This is a genomic window from Petrotoga sp. 9PW.55.5.1 (assembly GCF_003265365.1).
Lineage (GTDB): Bacteria > Thermotogota > Thermotogae > Petrotogales > Petrotogaceae > Petrotoga.
In genome coordinates this window covers 1-22794 of record NZ_AUPM01000036.1, presented here as the reverse complement: position 1 = coordinate 22794, position 22794 = coordinate 1, and the positions used below count along the sequence as shown (strand labels likewise).

At 32.0% G+C, this 22794-nt stretch carries 20 protein-coding genes and 1 tRNA gene; 3 read left to right on the top strand and 18 right to left on the bottom strand.

The window, feature by feature from the left end; translation table 11 throughout:
* Positions 1-185: 185 nt before the first annotated feature.
* From PW5551_RS05440 to PW5551_RS05380, 13 genes are all read right to left on the bottom strand, one after another.
* Entirely contained in the window at positions 186-2345 is a 2160-nt protein-coding gene (locus tag PW5551_RS05440; RefSeq protein WP_113074782.1) for a Tex family protein, read from the bottom strand.
* Between the two features lie 41 nt (positions 2346-2386).
* On the bottom strand, positions 2387-3442 hold the full coding sequence (locus PW5551_RS05435) for an aldose epimerase family protein (RefSeq protein ID WP_233488448.1): 1056 nt from the start codon (positions 3440-3442) through the stop codon (positions 2387-2389).
* A 27-nt stretch (positions 3443-3469) separates the two neighbouring features.
* Positions 3470-5350 carry a molecular chaperone HtpG gene (htpG, locus tag PW5551_RS05430; RefSeq protein ID WP_113074780.1) on the bottom strand — a complete coding sequence of 627 codons (1881 nt, stop codon included), beginning with the start codon at positions 5348-5350 and terminating at the stop codon, positions 3470-3472.
* Between the two features lie 89 nt (positions 5351-5439).
* Positions 5440-6237, bottom strand: coding sequence for an OAM dimerization domain-containing protein (locus tag PW5551_RS05425; RefSeq protein ID WP_113074779.1), 798 nt, complete (start codon positions 6235-6237; stop codon positions 5440-5442).
* A 2-nt stretch (positions 6238-6239) separates the two neighbouring features.
* A complete protein-coding gene (locus PW5551_RS05420; RefSeq protein ID WP_113074778.1) occupies positions 6240-7790 on the bottom strand; it encodes a lysine 5,6-aminomutase subunit alpha in 1551 nt (516 codons plus the stop codon).
* Positions 7791-7839: 49 nt separating this feature from the next.
* A complete protein-coding gene (locus tag PW5551_RS05415) occupies positions 7840-8835 on the bottom strand; it encodes a hypothetical protein (RefSeq protein WP_113074777.1) in 996 nt (331 codons plus the stop codon).
* Between the two features lie 20 nt (positions 8836-8855).
* Positions 8856-9263, bottom strand: a complete 408-nt coding sequence (locus tag PW5551_RS05410; RefSeq protein ID WP_113074776.1) for a MaoC family dehydratase — start codon at positions 9261-9263, stop codon at positions 8856-8858.
* Positions 9226-10542, bottom strand: coding sequence for a lysine 2,3-aminomutase (gene ablA / locus PW5551_RS05405; protein ID WP_370445915.1), 1317 nt, complete (start codon positions 10540-10542; stop codon positions 9226-9228). Before ablA ends, PW5551_RS05410 begins: the two co-directional genes overlap by 38 nt.
* Positions 10543-10561: 19 nt before the next feature.
* Positions 10562-11596: an L-erythro-3,5-diaminohexanoate dehydrogenase gene (locus PW5551_RS05400; protein WP_113074774.1), complete on the bottom strand. Its 1035-nt coding sequence runs from the start codon at positions 11594-11596 to the stop codon at positions 10562-10564.
* On the bottom strand, positions 11593-12417 hold the full coding sequence (locus tag PW5551_RS05395) for a 3-keto-5-aminohexanoate cleavage protein (protein ID WP_113074773.1): 825 nt from the start codon (positions 12415-12417) through the stop codon (positions 11593-11595). Before PW5551_RS05395 ends, PW5551_RS05400 begins: the two co-directional genes overlap by 4 nt.
* 5 nt (positions 12418-12422) lie before the next feature.
* Positions 12423-12803, bottom strand: coding sequence for a hotdog domain-containing protein (locus PW5551_RS05390; RefSeq protein ID WP_113074783.1), 381 nt, complete (start codon positions 12801-12803; stop codon positions 12423-12425).
* 61 nt (positions 12804-12864) lie between these two features.
* Positions 12865-13515 carry a 3-oxoacid CoA-transferase subunit B gene (locus tag PW5551_RS05385; protein ID WP_113074772.1) on the bottom strand — a complete coding sequence of 217 codons (651 nt, stop codon included), beginning with the start codon at positions 13513-13515 and terminating at the stop codon, positions 12865-12867.
* The gene (locus PW5551_RS05380) at positions 13512-14168 is read right to left on the bottom strand and encodes a CoA transferase subunit A (protein ID WP_113074771.1); all 657 of its coding nucleotides are present in this window, start codon (positions 14166-14168) and stop codon (positions 13512-13514) included. Before PW5551_RS05380 ends, PW5551_RS05385 begins: the two co-directional genes overlap by 4 nt.
* A 176-nt stretch (positions 14169-14344) precedes the next feature.
* Here PW5551_RS05380 and PW5551_RS05375 point away from each other — a divergent pair, with 176 nt between their 5' ends.
* From PW5551_RS05375 to PW5551_RS05365, 3 genes are all read left to right on the top strand, one after another.
* Complete coding sequence (locus tag PW5551_RS05375; RefSeq protein WP_113074770.1) at positions 14345-16948, top strand: ABC transporter permease; 2604 nt, start codon at positions 14345-14347, stop codon at positions 16946-16948.
* On the top strand, positions 16948-17643 hold the full coding sequence (locus PW5551_RS05370) for an ABC transporter ATP-binding protein (RefSeq protein WP_113074769.1): 696 nt from the start codon (positions 16948-16950) through the stop codon (positions 17641-17643). The genes PW5551_RS05375 and PW5551_RS05370 overlap by 1 nt, the downstream gene beginning before the upstream one ends.
* A 32-nt stretch (positions 17644-17675) precedes the next feature.
* Positions 17676-17750, top strand: a tRNA-Ala gene (locus tag PW5551_RS05365).
* Between the two features lie 53 nt (positions 17751-17803).
* Here PW5551_RS05365 and PW5551_RS05360 read toward each other — a convergent pair.
* The 5 genes from PW5551_RS05360 to galE are packed head-to-tail and all read right to left on the bottom strand — an operon-like array spanning position 17804 to position 22628.
* Positions 17804-19093 carry an ABC transporter substrate-binding protein gene (locus PW5551_RS05360; RefSeq protein WP_113074768.1) on the bottom strand — a complete coding sequence of 430 codons (1290 nt, stop codon included), beginning with the start codon at positions 19091-19093 and terminating at the stop codon, positions 17804-17806.
* A complete protein-coding gene (gene coaE / locus PW5551_RS05355; protein WP_113074767.1) occupies positions 19090-19689 on the bottom strand; it encodes a dephospho-CoA kinase in 600 nt (199 codons plus the stop codon). The genes PW5551_RS05360 and coaE overlap by 4 nt, the downstream gene beginning before the upstream one ends.
* A gap of 2 nt (positions 19690-19691) precedes the next feature.
* Positions 19692-21065 carry a glucose-6-phosphate isomerase gene (locus tag PW5551_RS05350; RefSeq protein WP_113074766.1) on the bottom strand — a complete coding sequence of 458 codons (1374 nt, stop codon included), beginning with the start codon at positions 21063-21065 and terminating at the stop codon, positions 19692-19694.
* Positions 21066-21119: 54 nt separating this feature from the next.
* Complete coding sequence (locus tag PW5551_RS05345) at positions 21120-21641, bottom strand: adenine phosphoribosyltransferase (protein WP_113074765.1); 522 nt, start codon at positions 21639-21641, stop codon at positions 21120-21122.
* A gap of 21 nt (positions 21642-21662) precedes the next feature.
* Complete coding sequence (galE, locus tag PW5551_RS05340) at positions 21663-22628, bottom strand: UDP-glucose 4-epimerase GalE (RefSeq protein ID WP_113074764.1); 966 nt, start codon at positions 22626-22628, stop codon at positions 21663-21665.
* Positions 22629-22794: the final 166 nt, after the last annotated feature.

Sequence of the window (22794 nt, the reverse complement as noted above, 5' to 3'; positions counted from 1 at the left end):
CCCTTCGAGGAAGGGGAATAGAACCGACTACCCCGTCTGCAGCACAAAACGCTGCATCCACCCCTTCAAGAAGGGGAATAGAAGTGACTACCCCGTCTGCAGCACAAAACGCTGCATCCACCCCTTCGAGGAAGGGGAATTGAACCGTGTCTACTAGACATGGGGGTTAGTTCATTATTCCACAGCTATTTGATATTTATTAATTTAAGTCCTACTCTTTTCCTGTTTTTATCTATATTCACTATTTCAACTTCTACGATGTCATTTATTTGGACGACTTCTGAAGGATGATGAATAAATTTTTCTGAAAGATTAGATTTATGTATTAGTCCATTTTCTTTTATTCCCAAGTCAACAAATGCTCCAAAATCTGTTATGTTCGTGATTTTACCTGATAAATGCATCCCTTCTTTTAAATCCTCAAATTTAAGAACGTCATCCATCAACAGAGGTTGAGGCATTTCATCGCGTGGATCTCTCCCTGGTTTTTGAAGTTCTTTTAAAATATCTAAAAGAGTGTATTCTCCAGTTTCTAGTTCTTTAGAAATTTCTTTGATTTTTTCTTTTTGATTTAGAAACTGAGTAACTTTTAACTTTAAAGACTCTAATTTGTCATTGTCCTTTAAATCATTAACTCTAAATCCAAGAATATTTATTACTTTTTCTGCTGTTTCATAACTTTCAGGATGTATCCCTGTTATTTCTAATGGATTTTCTCCGTCTATTATTCTCAAAAAACCTGCACTTTGTTCAAAACTTTTTTCTCCAAATCCCTTCACCTTAAGAAGTTCATCTCTTTTTTTAAATGAGCCATTCTTTTGTCTGAATTCTACAATCTTTTTTGCCAAACTTTTTGATATTCCTGACACATATTCTAACAAAGAATAAGAAGCGGTATTTAAATTAACCCCAACGTTGTTAACCACACTTTCTACAGTTGCATCGAGTTTATCTTTTAATTTTTTTTGGTTAACATCATGCTGATATTGTCCAACACCGATAGATTTCGGATCAATTTTAACAAATTCAGAAAGGGGGTCCTGAATCCTTCTACCCAAACTTATAGCCCCTCTTACGGTGACGTCATAATTTGGGAATTCCTCTTTTGCTAATTTTGAAGCTGAATAAACAGATGCTCCCGATTCATCAACGAATATGTATTTTAGATTTAGTTCATTTTTATGTATCAAATCTACAATAAATTGTTGAGTTTCTCTAGAAGCAGTTCCATTTCCTATTGCTATCAAATTAACCTTATGTTTCTCAATCAATTCCAATAATATTTTTTCGGATCCTTCTATATCGTTTTGAGGCGGAACAGGAAAGATAGTGTTGTTTTCTAATAAATTACCTAGTTCATCAAGTACTACAACTTTACAACCTGTTCTAAATCCCGGATCTATAGCAAGAACTCTTTTGTTTTTTAAGGGTGGAGTTAATAGTAGTTGACGCAAATTTTTAGAAAAAAGTTCTATAGCTCCTATTTCGGCCTTGTCTGTCAGAATTTGCCTTATTTCCCTTTCTATAGAAGGGTTTAACATATTTTTATATCCATAATCAAGGCCTTTAAATATAATTTCATTGCACAATTCGTTGTTTGTTTTATATTTAGTTTTTTCTAAATTTAACCAATCATCATCAATTAATAATTTAACGTTTAAAATACCTTCTTTTTCCCCACGATTTAATGCCAATACTCGGTAATTTTGTATTTTAGAGATATCTTGATTGAATTCATGGTACATGTCATATTTGGTATCTTGATCAACATAATCTTTTTTCTTTTCAGAATAAATCTTGCCGTACTTTTCGTAATACTTTCTAAGACTTTCCCTCCTGTCTTTATCGTGTGCAAAAGTCTGGCCGATAATGTATGATATGCCTTCTGAAACTTTTTCTAGAGTGTCGTAGTCTTCTGTTATGAACTCTTCTAGTTCCTTAAAAGTTTTTAGACTTCCAAGTAGAATTTTGTTGGCTACAGGTTGCAGTCCTGATTCTATAGCTTTATCAGCGTTTGTTTTCTTTCTTTTTTTGTAGGGAAGGTATAAATCCTCTACTTCGTTCATTTTTTTTGCGGTTACGATCTTTTCCTTCAGGTCATCAGTAAGTTTTCCTTGTTCTTCAATATTTCTTAATACTGTTTTTTTATATTCTTCTAAATTTTGATAGTATCTGTACAGTTCTTCGATATTTCTTATTTTTTCTTCGTCCAAATTTCCAGTTCTTTCTTTTCTGTATCTACTAATAAAAGGGACAGTGTTTCCTTGGATTAATAGTTCTACTGTGTTTTCTGTTTGAAATATTTTAATGTTAAGTTCTTCTGTGATAGTCTTAATAATATCCAAAACTTATACCTCCATACGTCAGTGTATATCAACAAAGAATTTTAAGAAATAGAAAATCTATAAATTGTTTGAGAAAAGTATAACTCTCCTGGTTTTAAAATAGTACTTGGAAAATCTTGCTGGTTTGGGGAATCGGGAAAGTGTTGAGTTTCTAAAGCTAATCCGGAATATTTACCGTAGTATTTTCCTTCTTTGCCATATGTATCAACAAAATTTCCTGTATAGAGTTGAATTCCAGGTTCTGTGGTATATATTTCCATAACTCTACCAGTTAAAGGTTCGGATATTTTTGCTGCCAAAGAAATATTTTCACCATTTTTATCAAGTACGAAATTATGGTCATACCCTTCAAAAGATAGTTTTTTCAATTTTGCTATCGGATCTCTTAAAGAAACTGGACTTGTAAAATCAAAGAGCGTATCTTTTACAGGTAATAAATCTCCTGTGGGTATCAATGTTTCATTTACAGGAGTATACCGACTTGCTGCGATCATGAGTTGATGATCCAGAATATCTCCATTTCCTTCACCAGTTAAATTAAAGTAAGAGTGATTTGTTAAATTAACTATCGTTGTTTTATCAGTCGTTGCTTTGTAAGTTATTTTAAGTTCATTGTTTTTTGTCAAGGTGTAAGTTATACTGACTTTCAAATTCCCAGGATAACCTTCTTCTCCATCATGGCTTAATCTTTTGAACTGAATGGATATTTCTTCTGGGGTTACAAAAGGTGTTGCTTTAAATATTTGTTTTTGGAAGCCTTTAATTCCACCATGAAGATGATTTACACCATTGTTTTGTGATAGTGAATAAGTTTTTCCATCCAAAGAAAATTGACCTTTTCTTATTCTGTTTGCATAACGGCCTATTGTAGCTCCGAAAAAAGGATTGTAAGGCGTTAATTTTTCATAATCAACAACCGAGTCAAAACCTAAAACTACATCTTCTATATTGCCATTTTTATCAGGTGTATACAAGGAAACTAATGATGCTCCATAATTTGTAACTTGGACCATAACTTTTTTATCGTTTCTTAGTGTATATAAATCGACCGGTATTCCTTCTGTTGTGTAACCCCAAAAAGTTTTTTCATAATGCACAAAGGCTCCCCCTTTTTTCATCTGATTTTATTTATTTGCTTTTAACATCAGATTTGTAATTTGTTTGGCTAGTTCGCTTTTATCTTCTATTTCTAACCCCTCAAGTAACAAAGATTGATTATATAAAATTTCTGAATATTCTCTTAATTCTTCAGAATCAGGGTCTTTATTGTATATTTCTTGCAAAATTTTGAAGATTTGATGGTTTGGATTTAACTCTAATATTTTTTCAGCTTCAAATGGTAACTGTTCTAAATTTTTTAAAGTTTTTTCCATGTTCAAAGAAACCGCTTCATTCGCACTTACTATGCATACGGGAGAATCTTTTAATTTGTCTGTTAATCTAACATCTTTTACTTTGTCCTTTAAATGTTCCTTTATTTTAATCAATAAGTCCTTACTTTCTTCTTCTTTCTCTTTAAGTGTGTTGTCTATTTTTATTTCTGAGCTACTTATGGGTTTAAATTCTTTGCCTTGATAATCATGCAATAATTTTATAAGAAATTCATCTATTTCATCAGTTAAATACAACACTTCGTAACCTTTTTCTTTGAATGATTCCATTTGAGGAAGATTTTCAATAGCTTTTCTATTTCTACCTACAGCATAGAAAATATATCTTTCTTGATTTTCCTTCATTCTTGAAAGATATTCTTTTAGCGTAGTCATATGGTCTTCTGATAAAGAACTTTCAAAGAGTAATAAGTCTTGAATTTTTTCTTTATCCTGAATATTTTGGTATAGTCCTGCTTTAATAACTTTTCCAAACTCTTTCCAGAACTCTTCATACTTTTCTTTTTCATTCTCAAGTCTCGATTTTAAGGTATCTATAATCTTTCTTTCTATATTTTTCCTTATAATTTTTAACTGATTGTTTTTTTGAAGTATTTCTCTTGAAATGTTCAAAGAAAAGTCTGGAGAGTCAACCAGCCCTTTTACAAAGCCAAAGTAGTCTGGAAGTAATTCTTCACAATTTTCCATTATAAATACATTTTTTGAATAAAGATTTAAGCCCTTTTTATGATCTTTACTGAAAAAAGTTAAAGGCATCCTTGATGGAATATATAAAAGCGCAGTAAATTGTACGGTAGTTCCTTCGGCTTTGAAATGTATTATATCAAATGGATCGTTCCAATCGTAGAAATTTTCTTTGTAAAATTCATTGTATTCCTTTTGGGTGATTTCTTCTTTGCCTTTGTTCCATAAAGGAACCATTGAATTTAATGTTTTATCTGTTACCTTAATCTTGCCTTTTTCAACTTCTTCTTCCCATTTCATTTTTATAGGATACTTTACATAATTAGAATACTTTTTCACTAGTTCTTGAATCTTGTATTGGTCCAAATAGTTTTCATCTTCTTCCAAGGTTTCTTTTAATTTTAAAATGATTTTTGTGCCTCTTTTCCCTTTTTCACACTTTTGGATTGAGTAGGTGCCACTTCCATCTGATTCCCATTTTACTCCATTTTCTTCATTCCACTTTTTTGTTTCCACCGTTACTTTATCTGAAACCATGAAGACTGAATAAAAACCCACACCGAATTGACCTATCAAATTTATAACAGCATTTTCTGATTCTGCTTCTTTCAATTGTTTTAGAAAGTTTTTGGTTCCGGATTTTGCTATAGTTCCTAAATTTTCAACTACTTCTTCATAAGACATTCCAACGCCATTATCTTGTACGATCAAAGTTCCGTTATCTTTGTCAATTTCGATTCTTATTTGAAGTTCTGAATCATTTTGCAAAATTGTAGGGTCTTTTAAGGACAAAAACCTTATCTTATCGAGAGCATCTGAGGCATTTGATATCAACTCTCTTAAAAATATATCTTTGTGAGTATAGATAGAATTTACCATTAAATTCAACAGCTCTTTCGTTTCAGCTTGAAACTCTTTTACTTCTGGCATAACTCTTTTTTCCCTCCTCTTATCACTTTCGACTTTTATTTGCTAATAATATTATAACACCTAAGTTAGAGGGTTAAAAGAGAATACAACTATTTTTTATTTTCTTGTATTCTTTCGTACAACTCTTTGGCAATGAATATTGCAACATCTTCTGCGTAAGTATTTGGGCCAAATCCAGCATCAAAACCAATTTCTTTAGCTAATTGATGTGTTATACGCGGCCCACCTGCTATAAGGATGACTTTATCCCTTATACCTTCGGCTTCTAATAATTCGACTAATTCTGTAAGATTTTTTACATGAATATTTTTTTGTGTGACAGTTTGAGAAACCAACAAGGCATCAGCTTGAAAATCTAATGCTTTGGCAACGAATTCTTCGTTGGAAACTTGACTTCCCATGTTTAGAGTCTCAAACATTTGGTATCTTTCAAGACCATAATGCCCTGCAAACCCTTTCATGTTCATTATTGCGTCAATACCAACTGTATGAGCATCTGTTCCCGTAGAAGCTCCTAATACTTTAATCTTCCTGCCTATATGTCTTTTGATAAATTCATCTATCTCTTCCATCGACATTTTTTCTGTTTCTAATTGTTGGATTTGAATGGAAGTATAATCGATGCTATGTATACAAACTCCGTAACAAATGAAGAATGTGAATCCTTTTGTTAATTCCTTATGGTAAACTATCATAGGATCTTCAAAACCCATTTTTATCATCAATTGTTTTGCTGTTTCTATTGCTTTCTCTCCGTCGGGAACTGGGAGGGTAAAACTTAACTGAGTTTTACCATCGTTTATAGTATCCCCATAAGGTTTTATTTCTTTTAAGTTTAGAGTTCTATCGAGCTCTTTCTTTTCAGTTGAATAAGAACCTGCACTCATTTTTAATTTCCCTCCAACATCTTGGTTATAAATGGATTAAAGTAATGCTTTCCTTTATCAAAAACTCCTTCTAAGCCTTTACCACCATCTAAAGGCCTTTTAATATTGGCAAAAATACCCTTTGTGAGAGAGTTAAACAATCCGTCTTTGCTCATTTTTTCTAAAAGATCTATTGATTCATCCAATACTTGATAGGCTCTTTTCTGAATTATTCCATTTTTTTTAAATTCTATCTCATCGGATATATCTCTTAAATTATTAAAAATATACTTTGCGTTTTCTATTGATAAATATCTATCAGACATGAGTGGAGTGTGAATAGCTTCTGTTAGCATTCCCAAGAGTTGAATTCCCTGTTTGGTAAAAATTGAAACAACGTTGAACATAGCGTCTTGTACATGTCCCTTGAAAATGTTACCTGTCATATATTTGGTGGGAGGCATATACTTGAGTGGAGCATTTGGAAATATCTCTCTTGCCATCTCTGCTTGTGCTAATTCGTAAAGGAAGCCATTTTTCAATTCAGGATTCATTTCAAAGGCATGGCCTAGTCCCATTTGTTCTTCAGGGATTCCTGCAAATAAAGCTAATTGCTCGTTTATAAATTGAGAGGTTAGTACAGTATGTGCTTCTTCATAAGCATCGGCTGTGGTTAAGTAATTATCTTCTCCTGTATTTATGATGATTCCTGAAAAACCACTTATTACTCTTGAGAAATATTGATCTATTATAGTTCTTTGCATATTAATATCTCTGAAAAGTATACCGTATAAGGCATCGTTGAGCATTACATCCAATCTTTCAATTGCACCCATGGCTGATATCTCTGGCATACATAAACCCGATGCATAATTCACTAACCTTATATATCTTCCTAATTCTTCACTTACTTCATCTAGAGCTTTTCGCATGATTCTAAAATTTTCTTGAGTTGCAAAAGTCCCCCCAAAACCTTCTGTAGTAGGTCCAAATGGGACATAATCCAATAGACTTTGACCTGTTGATCGTATAACAGCAATTATGTCTGCTCCTTGTCTTGCTGCCGCCTGTGCTTGAATTACATCTTCATAAATATTCCCAGTAGCAACAATAACGTATAAGTATGGTTGCAATCCTTCACCAATTTTATTTATATAATCTTCTCTGATTTTTTTATTCTGTTTTATCAGATTGATCATTGAATCAACATATGGTTGTAAGCTTTCTTTTATTTTCAACTCATCATTTATAGTTATCTTTGAAAGTTCTATTTTTTCTTGGGCAATTTCTTCAGCGATTTTTTGTGGAGATAAATTAGTTTCTATAATTGCCTTTCCAATTATATAAGCAGCACCATCGTTTAGTAAACCACTTGATTTGATATGATCCACTACCACATTTGGAAGAGGTATACCGTTTCTATCAACTCCATCTATTCCCAGTAATCTGCAAATGGTTCTTTCGGTTGATATGGTTGATTTTTTTTCAACAAAAGTTTGAACATCAACAGCTATTTTTCTTGCTAGACTTCTGGCATATTCAATTTTCTTTTTATCTAAATCTAATTTGTTCATTGAAGAGCCTCCTTCAGTTTTACTATTAAGAAAATACAATTCTAAATGATTATTGCAAAAGCTTTTGCAATATTCTCCCTTCTTTTCTAATATTAATGATAGGAACATTGATTTTATCTTCTAATCTATTTTTAAGAATATCTGTATTTATTTCATATCCATACGGAGAAAAAGGATTTATAGTTACAGCTAAAAGTTTTGGTTTTTGAAGTACTTTTATTTTTCCTCCCTTGTGAGTAAAAACACTGAAAGTTTCAGGATTTACAAAAATTTTGGTAAAATCTTGAACGATTATTTCTATTTCCTCTATGTAGTTTTTTTTGCATAAAAAGTTGATAAAAGTTTCGCTCAAAGCCCCACTAATGTAGAGCTTTTTTCCAAATTCTTCAAAGATATTTTGAAATTTTTCCATTTCTTCCAAGCCCATTAAGGATTTTATTGGTAATTTAATTATTTTATCGTTAATTGAATAAATTCCATTGGGAAGGTTTGGCAGTTTATCATTTTCTTCTTTTTCCAGCATTATTAAATCAGTAATAAATTTTGTCTTTTTGACTATTGTATCTATATTTAAACTTAAAGAACCACCTGTTGCAAGAATCATTGTTTCTGAAATACTTGGAGAAGCAGAAGAAAGTCGTGAAAGTGCTCCATCAATTAAAATTATATCGGCACCAAAGTTTTCCATTTTCTTGATAAGATATTTTAGATCTTTTGTCTTTTGAGGACCAGCTAAGATTATTTCACCATCTTCCAAAGCATTTGCAATGATTACTTTCCCTATGGGTGTTCTTAAAGTATTTTCAACTGATAATATATCTGAGCTAAATTTTTTTTGATAATAAGTTTTTTCAGCAGTTGCAAATATTGTTCCTTTTTTTATTTTTATTTGGGGTTTTGATAGGAATGTTAATTGATCTCTTATTTCACCATCAAATCCAATTGAAGTAACTCCAACTCTTTTATCTAAATTTTTTAATATGTAATTTAAAGTTTCTGTTTTACCTGTATTTTTTTCTAATCCAACCAAAGCAATGCTCTTCAATTTTTATGACCTCTCTAAAGTTAATTCTTGAACATTACTAAAGCTTCTCCATCAATACCTAAAGAACCATCTTCTTTTATTATCTGTGTAACTAATATCAAGCGAGATTTATCTGGTATCTTTTCTTTCACAGTTATTTTTATTGTGATTTTTTCATCTATATAGATAGGTTTTAAAAATTTAGTTTCTTGCTTCATATAGATGGTTCCTGGACCGGGAAATTCCATACCAAGAACTGAGGAAATTATACCTAAACTCAATATACCGTGAGCTATTCTTTTCTTAAAAATAGTTTTTGAAGCGAATTCTTCATCTAAATGAAGTGGATTTTTATCACCGGTTATTTCTGCGAAAGTTTCGACCATCTGGCCTGTTATAATTTTTTGTGTTTCATACGTTTGGTTGATTTTTATCTCTTCGTATTTCATTCTGTCCTCCTATATCATCGTATTTCTTTCTTAACTTTACTCGCTCGTGTCTTTCAAGAAGATCTGGTTCTAGACTTAGTTTTTCCTTGTCTTCAAATAATCTAGCAACTCCATACCAATTATATTTTTCTCTATAAATAGCGTCATCTACATCTGTTGAAGTATCTTTTGGTTCATGATAAGCGGTAATTACCCCTTCATAATTTCTCAAAATTATAGTGTCTTTGTTTTGAGAGATCAAATAATTTGGCATTATCCTAATTTTTCCACCCCCACCCGGTGCATCAACTACGAACGCAGGAACAGCAAAACCAGAAGTATGTCCAATAAGCGATTCCATTATCTCTATGCCTTTTGATACAGATGTCCTAAAATGTTCAATGCCTTCAGATAAATCACATTGATATAAATAGTATGGCCTGACTCTTAACTTCACTAATTCATGTACTAAATCCATTATTATATACTTGCTGTCGTTCACTCCTCTGAGTAAGACAGATTGGTTTCCAAGCGGAATTCCAGCATCGGCCAGTTTACTACATGCCTGGGCAGATTCAGGAGTTATTTCCTTTGGATGATTGAATTGGGTATTAATCCATAAAGGATGATACTTTTTCAATACATCAATTAGTTCATTGGTGATCAATTGTGGGAAAACAACAGGTATCCTTGTCCCTATTCTTACCACTTCTACGTGTGGAATATTTTTTAACTCTTTTAATATATATTCTAAAACTGGGATTCCAACCATTAACGCATCTCCACCTGATAAAAGTACATCTCTAACTTGTGGGGTATCTCTTATATACTGAAGTGCTGCTTCAATTTCTCCTTTTTTTCTATGAGTGTCATAATGGCCAGCGTATCTTCTTCTGGTACAGTGTCTGCAGTACATGGAACACATATCAGTTATTAGAAAAAGAACCCGATCTGGATATCGATGTGTAAGTCCGGGAGCAGGAGAATCAGAATCTTCATGTAAGGGATCTAATTGATCCCATTCGCCTTGTTTCAATTCTTTCGATGTTGGAATAGCTTGCCTTCTTATAGGACATCTTGGATTGTTTGGATCCATTAAAGAAGCATAATAAGGTGTAATAGCCATCCTCATCGTTTTTAAAGTATTTTTAATTCCTTCTTTTTCTTCATCGGTTAAATTAACCACCTGGTCTAATTCTTCTACTGTAGTGATTCTGTTTTTTAATTGCCAATGCCAATCATTCCATTCCTCATTTGTTACATTTTTCCACAGAGGAATATCTTTAAAATTTCTAGGTATGTTCAAGAGAGCCACCTCCTTAAAGGTATAATTTTTCAAAGGTTTCTCTGATTATTTTAGATTCTTTGACTATTTGAAGGGTTAGCTCAGCATGCCCTTTCGTATACCCGTTTCCAATGATCATTGTAATATCTTTACCAACACCTTCCGCTCCTAAAGCAGCTTTTGTGAAAGAGGTTGCCATAGAGAAGAAGTAAACTGTTCCACCATCTTTAGTTATCAAAATAGATGACATTTCAGTGTTTGGGACATTTACATTGTTAATAGTAACATCGCAAAATTTTCCTTCAGTTTTTTCCAAAACTTTTTTATATACTTCAAGTGGTTTAGTAGCATCAGCTATAATTATTTCGTCAGCTAGTTTCATATCTTTTAACCTTTGGACATTTTCTTTAGAATACTCAACAACGATAACTTTCCCGTCTTTTTTAATATTTTTCATTGCTTGATACGTACAAAGTATTCCTGATTTTCCTCCTCCACCTATAATGCAAACGATATCACCCTTTTTTACTAATTTTGAAACCTGCGCAGGCGCACCAGCGACATCTAAGACGGCTAATGCCAATCTTTCGGGAATATCTGCTGGTAAAAGCGAATAAATACTGCTTTCAAACAATATTGCCTTACCTTCTATATCAACCTGATCATTTTCTAAATTAATTTTCTTTATTTTGTCAATCTTTAAAGGAGTTGCCGAAAGAGATACGAGTGTTGCAATTTTGTCTTTGATTTTTAAGTTTTTATCGGGGAACTCCGATCCTATTTTTTCTACCCTTCCAATTAACATCCCACCTGATCCAGTAACAGGGTTTTGCAACTTTCCTCTTTCTTCTACTATTTCTAAAATGTGATTTTTAATTTTATCTACATCGTTTCCACACGATTCTTTAATTTGTGTAAAACTGGCAGAATCGATATTCAAAGTTAAAACATCAATCAATATTTCATTTGAATAAATTTCTATAGAGTTATCGATTTTATTTGCTGCTTGGGGAAGTAATCCCTTTGGTTCAATAACTCTATGAGAACCGAATGGGCAACCTTTTTTCATTTTTTTCCTCCCGATATATTTAGTATTTTTCTTGCTTCGTCAGGTGTGGCAATTTCCCTTCCGAATTCTAAAGAAAGTTTTGCAATCCTTTCGACTAATTGGGCATTAGATTTTGCTAATTCTCCTTTTCTAAAGTATATATTATCTTCGAATCCAACTCTAACATGACCTCCCATCAAAATTGCATGAACTGAAAGGGGTAATTCGTATTTTCCAATTCCTGCAACTGTCCATGTACTACCTTCAGGGATATTTTTTACAAGAAATATTAGATCTTCTACCTCTCCAGGCATTGCCCCAGGCACACCCAAAACAAAATCAAAATGAATAGGTTTTTTTAACAACTCTTTTTTTTCTAATCTTAAAGCGTTTGATATATGTCCTCGTTCAAAAACTTCAATTTCAGGTTTTATTTTTCTTTCCTTCATTTCTAGAGCGAAATTTTCTATATACTCTTGAGGATTTGCGAAAATATCTTTACCGAAATTAGTTGTTCCTGCAGATAAAGTTGCCATCTCTGGGTTTAAGCTTAAAGGTTGTTTTCTTTCTTCAAAAGAATGATAAACAGCTCCTCCGGTGGATGGTTGAAAAATAACATTACATTTTGATTCTATTTTTTCCTTTATTATTTTATAAGTTTGAAGCGATTGGGTTGCATATCCGTTTTCATCTCTTGCATGTACATGGACAATAGAAGCACCGGCTAAGTAGCAGTCATAAGCAGATTGGGCAATTTCAGAGGGGTTAATAGGTAAGTTTGGTTGTTGATCTTTTGTAACTTCTGCACCTGTTAGGGCCGCTGTAATGATCAACTTTTCCATAAAAATCACTTCCTTTTTTTCTCATTAGGAACAACACATGTACCACTAGCCTTACACACTATTATTGGTATTTCAAGATAATCTGCAGCGGAATCAGATATATCTGATCTTTTTGTTATAACTTTTCTAGCTTCAAAAATCATCATCCTAGAAGTATTTCCAACTTTAACGATTTCTCCAACCGCTTCTATATAATCTCCAGCATAAACGGGAGCAAGAAATTCAACGTTATCATATGCTTTGAACAATCCTTCATCACCGTCGTGTTTAATAAGTAACTCTGTTGCAACATCACCAAATAATTGTAAGATTTTTGCTCCATCTACCAAATCTCCTCCGTAATGCGCATCATCAGAACCCATTCTTACTCTAATTACACTTTTAATTTTCTCCATTTAATCACCCTTTTTAATAATATAACTTTAGTGCTGCTTAAAGGTAGAATTTTTATAATTCCATCATTTTGATATCATCATCAACATATAATTTCGCACCGGTAATTTTAGTTAACTCCTCCAGAGAAATATCTGGATCGATTTCTTTCAATATTAAACCCTTATCTGTAGGTTCTATAACAGCATATTCAGTAATTATTAAGTCTACTCTTCTGTTGGAAGTTATGGGTAAATCGCACTTTTTGATTATTTTAGGAGTTCCTTTTGAAGTATGTGTCATTGCAACTATAACTTTCTTTGCTCCTGTGACCAAATCCATTGCTCCGCCCATCCCCGCAATAATCTTTCCAGGAACCATCCAATTAGCAAGATGTCCTTCTTCATCAACTTGAAAACCTCCAAGCACTGATACATCAACGTGTCCTCCTCTTATCAAAGAAAAAGAAAATGCAGAGTCAAATGTCATTGCTCCTGGTATCGCATCAATGTATTTTCCACTGGCATTTGTTAAATCAGGATTGGCAATTTCTTCTGGTATTTCTCTAGCTATTCCAAGGATTCCGTTTTCTCCTTGAAAAAATATTTTGATATTTTCACGAATATAATTGGGAACCAAAGTAGGTAATCCTATTCCTAAATTTACTATATCTCCAGGGTTTAATTCTTTAGCAACTCTTTTTGCAATTTTTTCTTTTTCATTCATGAATTTTTACCTCCTAATACGATATAATCAACAAGAGCACCGGGAAAGTGGATCTCATCAGGGGGCATAGATCCCGTTGGAACTAGTTCTTCAACTTCAACTATAACTAGATCACAAGCTAAGGATATAATAGGATTATAATTTCTTGCGGTAAAAGAAAACTGAAGATTTCCGAGATGATCTGCTCTTTTTGCCTTAACTATTGCGGCATTTCCTCTAAGTGGTTTTTCAAGAAGATATTTTTTCTCATCTATCTCTATAATTTGTTTATTTTTTTCTACTATTGTACCAAGTCCTGTTGGGGTTAAAACCCCACCAAGTCCAGAACCGCCTGCTCTAATCTGTTCAATTAAGGTTCCCTGAGGTACAAATTCGATTTCTATTTCGTTTTCTATATATTGTCTTTGAGTTTCTTTGTTTGTTCCTATATGAGAAGTGATAATTTTTTTCACAAGCTTGTTAGATATTAAAAGGCCGACTCCATTATTTTCAAATGCAGTATCGTTACATATGATTGTAAGATGGTTTTTGTTTTGTTTTATTAATTCATTTATCAAAAAGTTAGAAGTTCCTATACCCAGAAATCCTCCTACCATCAAAACGTCACCATTATTGATAAAAGATATAGCTTTTTGAGAATTAACTATTTCCAATTTATTCACCTCGATGTTTTTTTATGTGAATCAAAGTTACTAAAATTTTATTTTTAATGTATATTAATTGTACAACATTTTTAATTTTTTTGTATTTTTTTAGATATATGTAGAAATTTAACTCTTTATCTGATAAAATAAGACAATAAGAAAAGTTAAGTCGAGGAGATGATGAAGTGTTTTTTTTGAAGTTTTCTTTAAGAAATTTCTTTAAGAAATGGCAGATTAGCTTTTTGTTAGTTTTAGGTGCAATCATCCCTTCTTTGTTGACTGTTTCATCTCTTTCGCTTAATGATTCAATATCTTCGTATAGACAGTCACAAGTTGAAATAAATTTTGGTGAAGCTGATGCTTCGATTGTGAACATCAGATCTTCTTTGTTTTATTCTTTTCCTTTATCTGATTTAGTTTTAGAGGAAATTGAAAGTAACGAGAACGTAAGAAAAATTCTTCCTGTTTCAGAGAGTACAGGAAGAATAGAAAAAGATGGTAAATTTCTTGAAACGTTAGTTATAGCGGTAAAAGATAAAGATCTTGTTGAATTTGTAGCTAAAGAATTAGATTTAACTCCTGGTAAAGCTGTGATAGGATATGAAATAGCGCATGAATTAGGGTTAAAACTAGGAGATAATATAATTGTTCATACCTCTTATGGAACAAAAAATTTTGAAGTTTCCTATATAGACGAAAAAGGTGGGTTTCTAAATTACAGAGGAGAAATTGCTGAATATCCAGGGAGTATTTTTGTAAATATAATAGATTTTGAAGATTCACTACTTTTTCCTACAAAAGCTTATGTTGATTTTGTTGATTCAAGTGAGGTAAATGCAGATAAGCTATCCTTACCTCCAAATTTAAAATTGAATAATATTAAAGAAAATTTTATGAATTCACCTACGAATCAAATTCTAGGTTATATTGTTTTTGCTTTTAATTCTTTTTCTATTCTAGCTGGGATAATTTTAATTATAGTTTTTGGGAATAATTTTGCAAATGAGCAAGAAAAAAACATAGGGATTTTGAGAATTTTAGGGATAAAAAGAAGAAATATTTTGTTTATTTTTCTCCTTGAAAGTATCCTGTATTTCGGAATTTCTTCTGCCATAGGTGTTTTTTTGGGATCAAAAGTAGGGGAATTTTTATTGAATCAGTTGGGGGGAATCGTTTCAGGATTAAGTTTTGAAACTTTAGGTAGTTTTTCTATCGCCCCCTATAAGTTAACAGTGAGAACTGTAATATTCGGCTTTTTAATTGGTACTGTGATTCCTTTGTTTATTTTTCTGCTAAAGGGTTTACAGATCTCTAATAATTCACCCATAGAGTCTTTGAAAAAGGGAATAGAAGAATATCTTCCTCATAATATAAGTGGATGGGTTTCTCTAATCTTAATTTTAAGTGGTATATTTATGTTTTCTTTTTCGGAAGGGTTTGAAATTATAAATACGTTTCTTATTTCTTTGGGTTTTGTGTTTTTATTTAAGAACGCCTTTTTCAATGTTAGCCTATCTATATTTCTGATAATAATGAGTAGAACAGTTTTTTCTTTTGACTCTCAAATTTTAACTTTCAATCTCATTTTTCAAAGGGCTTTATTATTTATTTTTATAGTCATAATTTTCTTTACATCTATTATTCCTATTTTAAAAAAGGTTTCAAAATTATTTTCTTCAAAAAAAAGTGTTTCGTTTTTATTAGGTTTTTCTTTTCTTGAAAGGTTTCCCGTTAGAATTTTATTATTATCTATGATGTTTGGGATAGTGATTTTTGGTCTGATAGTTATTGTTTCTATACCCACTAATTTGATAAAATTTATTGATACTACAACCCAAGAAGGACTATTTGGTTTTAATTTTCTTGTTGTTTCTAATCCTTTTAAAAATCTATTTCTAACTCAAGATTTACCAGTAAATGAAAAGATAAACAATCCATCTAAGGTACAAGTAGCAATGCTGAATTCTCAGGTTATAGCTTTTGTGGACGACTCATTTCTAGAATATTCTGTTATTCCTTCTGAGGTTCAGAAAGATTGGAGAGAAGATTTAAAAGAAAAAAATACAGTTATTTATGGCAAATTTAACGAGCAAGAAGCCATTCCTAAAATTGTAGAAGGGAAAATATCCTCATTTTTCCCATTAAGTAGGGATTTTAACGTTTCGTATAATGTTGTGGGATTTTTTGATTTAGATAATACCTATATACCTATAAAATATGTCACAAACGTTATAAATAAACCTAACAATTTAAAGGGCCTCGATTTACTTTTGGGGAATGTTCATGAAAAAGATATTGATGAAGTAAAAAATATGTATATGGCAAATTTTGATTTCCCAATATACATAGAGGAACTATTAAGTATGATTTTTTTTGGTGTAGATAATATTGTTTCTTTGACCACAGGAATGCTATATTTGGGATTAATAAGCGGATTTTCAGGTCTTGCATTATATTCCGTTAGGTCATGTATCGTTCGTCAAAGAATGATAGGGACACTGAGAGCCATAGGCTCCAGTTCAAAAGATATTGCAAAGGGTTTTTTGATAGAGAATTTTAGTATCGTTTCTATAGGAGTTCTTATAGGAGTCTTTGGAGGTTATTTAGTTGCTAAAGATATTATTTACGCGATTTTCCAATTTCTTGGGAATGTTGATTTTTACTTTCCTTTAGTGCGTGTATTGGGGATAATAGGGACAGTATATTTAATAACTTTTTTAACTTTGATGATACCCGTTTCTTTGATATCTAAAATTACGCCTGCAGAAAGCTTGAAGGAGATTGTATAATGGAATCTAAAATAAAAAATTCACCGTTGATAAAAGCAATTGAATTATACAAATTTTATAACGATAAAAGGATAAAAGTTGAGGCTTTAAAGAATGTTAATGTAACAATCAATAAAAGCGAATTTATTGCTATACTTGGCCCTTCAGGGTCGGGTAAAACAACCTTATTGAATTGTCTTTCAGCAATAGATAAACCAACGAAAGGTGAAATTTATTTCAAAGGAATACCTTTTCAAAATTTGAAGGAAGAAGAAAGAACTTCCTTTAGAGCAAGAAATATGGGGTTTGTTTTTCAATTTTTTAATCTAGTCCCAGTTCTCAACGTAATGGAAAATGTTCAACTTCCTTTATTAATTTTAGGAGAGAAAACCAAAAATGCAAAAGCAAAAACTTTAGAAGTTTTAAAAGAAATTAAGATGGAAAATAAGGCGTACAGATTTCCTTATGAATTATCAGGCGGCGAGCAGCAAAGAGTTGCTATTGCAAGGGCTATAATACATTCTCCTGAAGTTATTTGGGCGGATGAACCAACTGGTAATCTAGATACGGAAACTGGCGAGCTTATAATTAAACTTTTAGAAAAAATAAAAGAAGAAAAGGGAACAACTTTAGTTGTTGTTACTCATGACATTAATATTGCCAAAAGAGCAGATAGAATAATTACAATTAGAGATGGTACAATCCAAGAAGATTAAAAGTTTGTTTCTAATGGTATAATATAATAAAAGGGGTTGTAGCGCAGCGGGAGCGCGTTGCCTTCGCAAGGCAAAGGTCGTGGGTTCAAATCCCATCAACTCCACCAATATAAAACCCCAGGTGTTAACACCTGGGGTTTTATTTGAACAAGTAGTTTAATTATTCAGCTAGTTCTCCCGTTTCCCTTAAACCATCTTCTAAAGCTCTTATTATAGCAACATAAGTTTCGTTGACATCTGTCATACCGTTTATGAAGTTAGAGAAAACAGTACTAATTTCGTTTCTGATGTTATTCCATGCGGCGGGTTTAGGATCGGGGATTGCGTTTTCAAGTGAATTTAACGCAATAGTAGGTTTGTTGTCTTTTGCTGTATAAGCTTGCCATTGTGGAACATTTTCTACATCTCTTCTAATAGGAACATATCCTGTGTTTATAGACCAATATGCAACATTAACAGGGTCCATAAGAAACGTTAAAAATCTCCACGCAGCTTCTTTCTGTTCTTCACTTACCCAATTGAACATTATTAAATCAGTACCAGCTATAGGAGAATGAGGAACCCCATCTGATGATGGTAATGGAGCCCAAGCAACTCCGTGTTTACCTTTTGAAGATTGTTCAGCATAAGTTAAACCGGCTACAGTCCCCATATATGCAGCTATCTCACCTGAGCCAAATGGTTGATCTAGATATGCATTCTGAAACATTGCATATCCTGAATCTCTTAAGTTTTTAATATAATTTAATACTTCTTTTGTTCTATTTTCATCTAAAATTATCTTATATTTACCATCTCCAACGTAATCTAAGAAAGTAACGTTATGGGCATACAAAAAGATTTGAAAATCATCTATAAATGTTCTTGCTCCTAATCCGTACTGATCTGTTTCCCCATCCATATCTAGATCCATTGTTAACATTGCACTTACTTCTTCTAATTCTTTCATATCTTTTGGGGGCTCTACTCCAAACAAATCAAATAAATCGGGGTTATAATAATAAACATAAACAGATTTATTAAAAGGTATTGCATACACCGTATCTCCCCAAGTTACTAAATCTTTTAAAACGGGGAAAATTTGATTATCCCAAGCTTCTGTAAAATTGGGATCATTTTCTATGTAACCATTTAATGGTTGAACTACATCTGAAAAAAGATACATAGCTGTCCAGTTTGCATAGGCTTGAGACAAAGTAGGGAGGTCGGTTCTACTACCTTGAGAATATGCAGTAATAGTTGAAAGCAATTTCTGGTTTAAAGCACTATAATTCCCAACATAAATGGAGTTCACGTATATATCCGGATTTTCTCTGTTGAATGTTTCTACCAACGAATTCAAAGTTTCACCTAACTGTCCACCCATAGCGTGCCAAAACTCAACTTCAACTTGAGAAAAAGAGAACACAACAAGAAAAATGGAAATGAATATTAAAAAAATCTTCTTCATTCAAACACACCTCCTTGAAATTTTTGAACAATTTTCGCAACTTCTTTGTATAATTTATTAATATCTTCTTCGTTGTATATTTTAAAATCATAATAACCAAGATTTTCCAAATTTTGTGAATTAACAATTTTTTCCGCTTTCTCTTTCGGAACACCTCTTTTGTCGATCAATCTTTCGATTCTTTTTTGCTTTGTAGATTCAACTAGAATTATTTTGTCACACAATTTATCTAACCCTATTTTATGTAGCAAAGCAGCATCTAAAATAATTATATCACTTTTTTTTAAACTTTTTTTAAGTATTTCTCTGGTTTTTTTAAAAATCGCAGGGTGAACTGTTTGATTCAAAATTTCAAGTTTTTCTTTATCTGAAAAAACAATATTGCCAAGTTTTACTCTTGATATATTTCCTTCATTATCAAAAATTTTTTCTCCGAAAACTTCCCTCAGTTTTTTTTTGATAAGAAAAAGGGCAAGGACTTCGTGTCCTACCCTATCAACATCAATAATACAAACTTTATTATTCAATATTTTTTTAATAAGCTTTGAAACAGTGCTTTTCCCGCTACCAGCTGGTCCAGTAATTCCTATTACCATTTTTACATCATCACTTGTTTTTTGTTAGTTCTTTTATTTTCCACTTCTGTTCTAAATTCCTCAAAGCCTTTTCTTCCCATTAGCGCATAAGTAACTTTCTTACCTAATTCTACTCCGGGTTGATCATATGGATTGATTTCTAAAAGATTACCCATTACAGCCGTTTGGAATTCGTAAGCGAAGATGAATTGGCCTATGTTGAATGGGTTGATCTCAGGGAAAATGACTTTAAGATTAGGTCTATTATTTTCTATTAAAGCATACTCTGTGCCCTCTAATTCAGTGTTCAAAAGAGTTGAAAGTTCATGACCACCTAAATAAGATAATTCAGGAAGATTTTCATACAATTTCGGTATTTTTATGTTTCTTTCGAATTTTTCTAATTGCAGAAAAGTAACGACTTTATCGTAAGGCCCTTCGTTGTACAATTGTACTTGAGAATGTTGATCAGTAGCTCCTAGAGCTTTTATAGGAGTTTGTCCTATATTTACTGTTTCACCTTTAAGGTTAAATTTTTTTCCTAAACTTTCAGCCCAAAGCTGTCTATACCAATCTGCAAGAAGGAACAATTTATTAGAATAAGACATCATTACTGAAATATTAAACCCTTTTTGATAGTACAAATAATGTATTAAAGCATTAAAAGCGGCAGGATTTTCCCATACATTTGGATTAATTACCTTTTTCTGCATCTCCTTAGCGCCGTTGTAAAGATCAATGATATCTATTCCACTAGCTAAAGCAGACAAAAGGCCAACGGGAGTTAATACACTGAATCTTCCTCCAATATGAGGAGGAACATCTAATGTTCTAATTCCTTCTTCCTCTGCTATTTTTCTTAGTATACCTTTTTGTGGATCAGTTGTAAACAAGAAATGATTTTTTGGTTTCAAACCATAACCTTCTATTATGCCTCTTGCTATTAAGTAGTTTGCCATAGCTTCAGCAGTTGTACCAGATTTTGATATAACGTTAAACAAAGTAGTTTTAGGATCAATTTGGTCCAAAACAGAAGCGATAAAGTCTGGATCAACGTTATCTAAAATAAATATTTTAGGATTCTTTCTAATTTCTATTGGAAGAACATTGTAGTGCAAAGGGTTTAAAGCTGTTTGTAAAGCCTGATTTCCTAATGCAGAGCCTCCAATCCCTAAAACAACAACGCTTTCAAAACTTTGAACCCAATTTTTTAAATCTAAAACTCTGTCTATATATACCCTGGTAAAGGGTAGGCTTAAAAATCCAGGATTTTCATCTATTAATTTATTTACTACATCTTTTATTTTTTCTTCATTGTTATAAATTTCTTCTTCTGTTAATCCTTTTTCAATGTTTGGATAAAAAACATTTGAAAAATCAAATTTTATCCCGTTCATATTTAGCTCCTTTCTATAATTTTATTAAAAACCAGGATTTTTTATTAATAAATATTAATATTCTATCAAACTAGAAACCTTCAAATCTTTTAAAGTATCTCTAGGTTTTAAATAAGTTAGCTCAGCCAAGCAAGCGACCCCTACTACTTCTCCGCCAGCTTTTTCTATCAGTTCTTTTATGGCTTTTGTAGTTCCGCCAGTTGCTAACACATCATCTATTATAATGACTTTTTGATCTTTTTGGACCGCATCTATATGCATTTCAAGAATAGAATTCCCATATTCTAACTCATAAGAAATAGAATATGTGTCATACGGTAATTTTCCTGGTTTTCTCACGGGAATTAATTCTTTTTCTAATTTAAAGGCTAAGGGTGATGCAAAAATAAAACCTCTAGATTCTGGAGAAACAATACCCGAAAAATCCCAATTTTTAACCAATTCAGAAAGCATTTCTATTGAAAATTTAAATGCTTTTGGATCCTTTAGAAGAGGAGTTATGTCTTTAAATATTACACCTTTTTCTGGAAAATCAGGAATGTCACGTATTTTCTCTTTAATATTTTCTATATTCATACTTATTTCCCCCTAAATTTATCATCTGTTTTTGTGCCAATTCCAGGCATCTGATATTATCTTTTCTAGTTGAGGATACTGTGGTTCCCAATTTAATATCTTCTTTGATTTATTTGAAGAAGCAATCAAAACAGCTGGATCACCAGAGCGTCTGGAAGTTATTTCATAATTAATTTTTCTCTTTGTTACTTTTTCTGCTGTTTTTATGACTTCTAAAACGGAAAAACCCTGTCCATTTCCTAAATTAAAAACATCAGATTGATTATTTTTTTTCATCCATTCCATCGCTTGTATATGGGCATCTATTAAATCCATAACGTGTATATAATCTCTCACAGGAGTTCCATCTTTTGTTGGATAATCGTTTCCATACACATACATTTTTTCTCTATTTCCTAAAGCAGTTTCTAGAACGATAGGAATAAGATGTGTTTCAGGATCGTGATCCTCTCCAATACTTCCATCAGGATATGCTCCAGCAGCGTTGAAATATCTTAGTGCAACATATCTTATTATATCTAAATTAGAATACCACTTCAGTGCATCTTCAATCATTAATTTTGATTGGCCATATACATTGGTAGGTTCTTTCTTTTGATCTTCTGTTATTGGTATATTTTCAGGCTCTCCATATACTGCTGCGGTAGAAGAAAATACTATATAACGAGTTCCATGTTTTTTCATAGCTTTTAATAAATTCAAAGTACCACAAACATTATTTTTAAAGTATTTGTCAGGTTCTTTCATTGATTCTCCTACTAAGGAAAAGGCAGCAAAATGAAAAATCTCATCTATTTTATAATTTTCAAATAAATTTTCAACATCTTTTTCATTCCTGAGATCTCCTTCTACAACCTCAACATCCTTAACAGCCCATCTATGGCCCTTTTCAAAATTATCGAATACAATCAAATCTTTATTTTCTTCTTTTAATTTTTTTACTAAATGGGAACCTATGTATCCTGCCCCGCCTGTAACTAGAATCATACCTTCACTCCTCGTATAATAGTAAATTGAGAAACACATTTTTTCTTGGTTCTAAGATAGCCTTTTTCTTTTGTTTTTTATTCTTTTAATTTTTTTATTCTTCTTTGAAAAGAGGTATCCAAATGCTAGAATTAAGATACGACTCATCTAGTGAAGGAAGATTCCA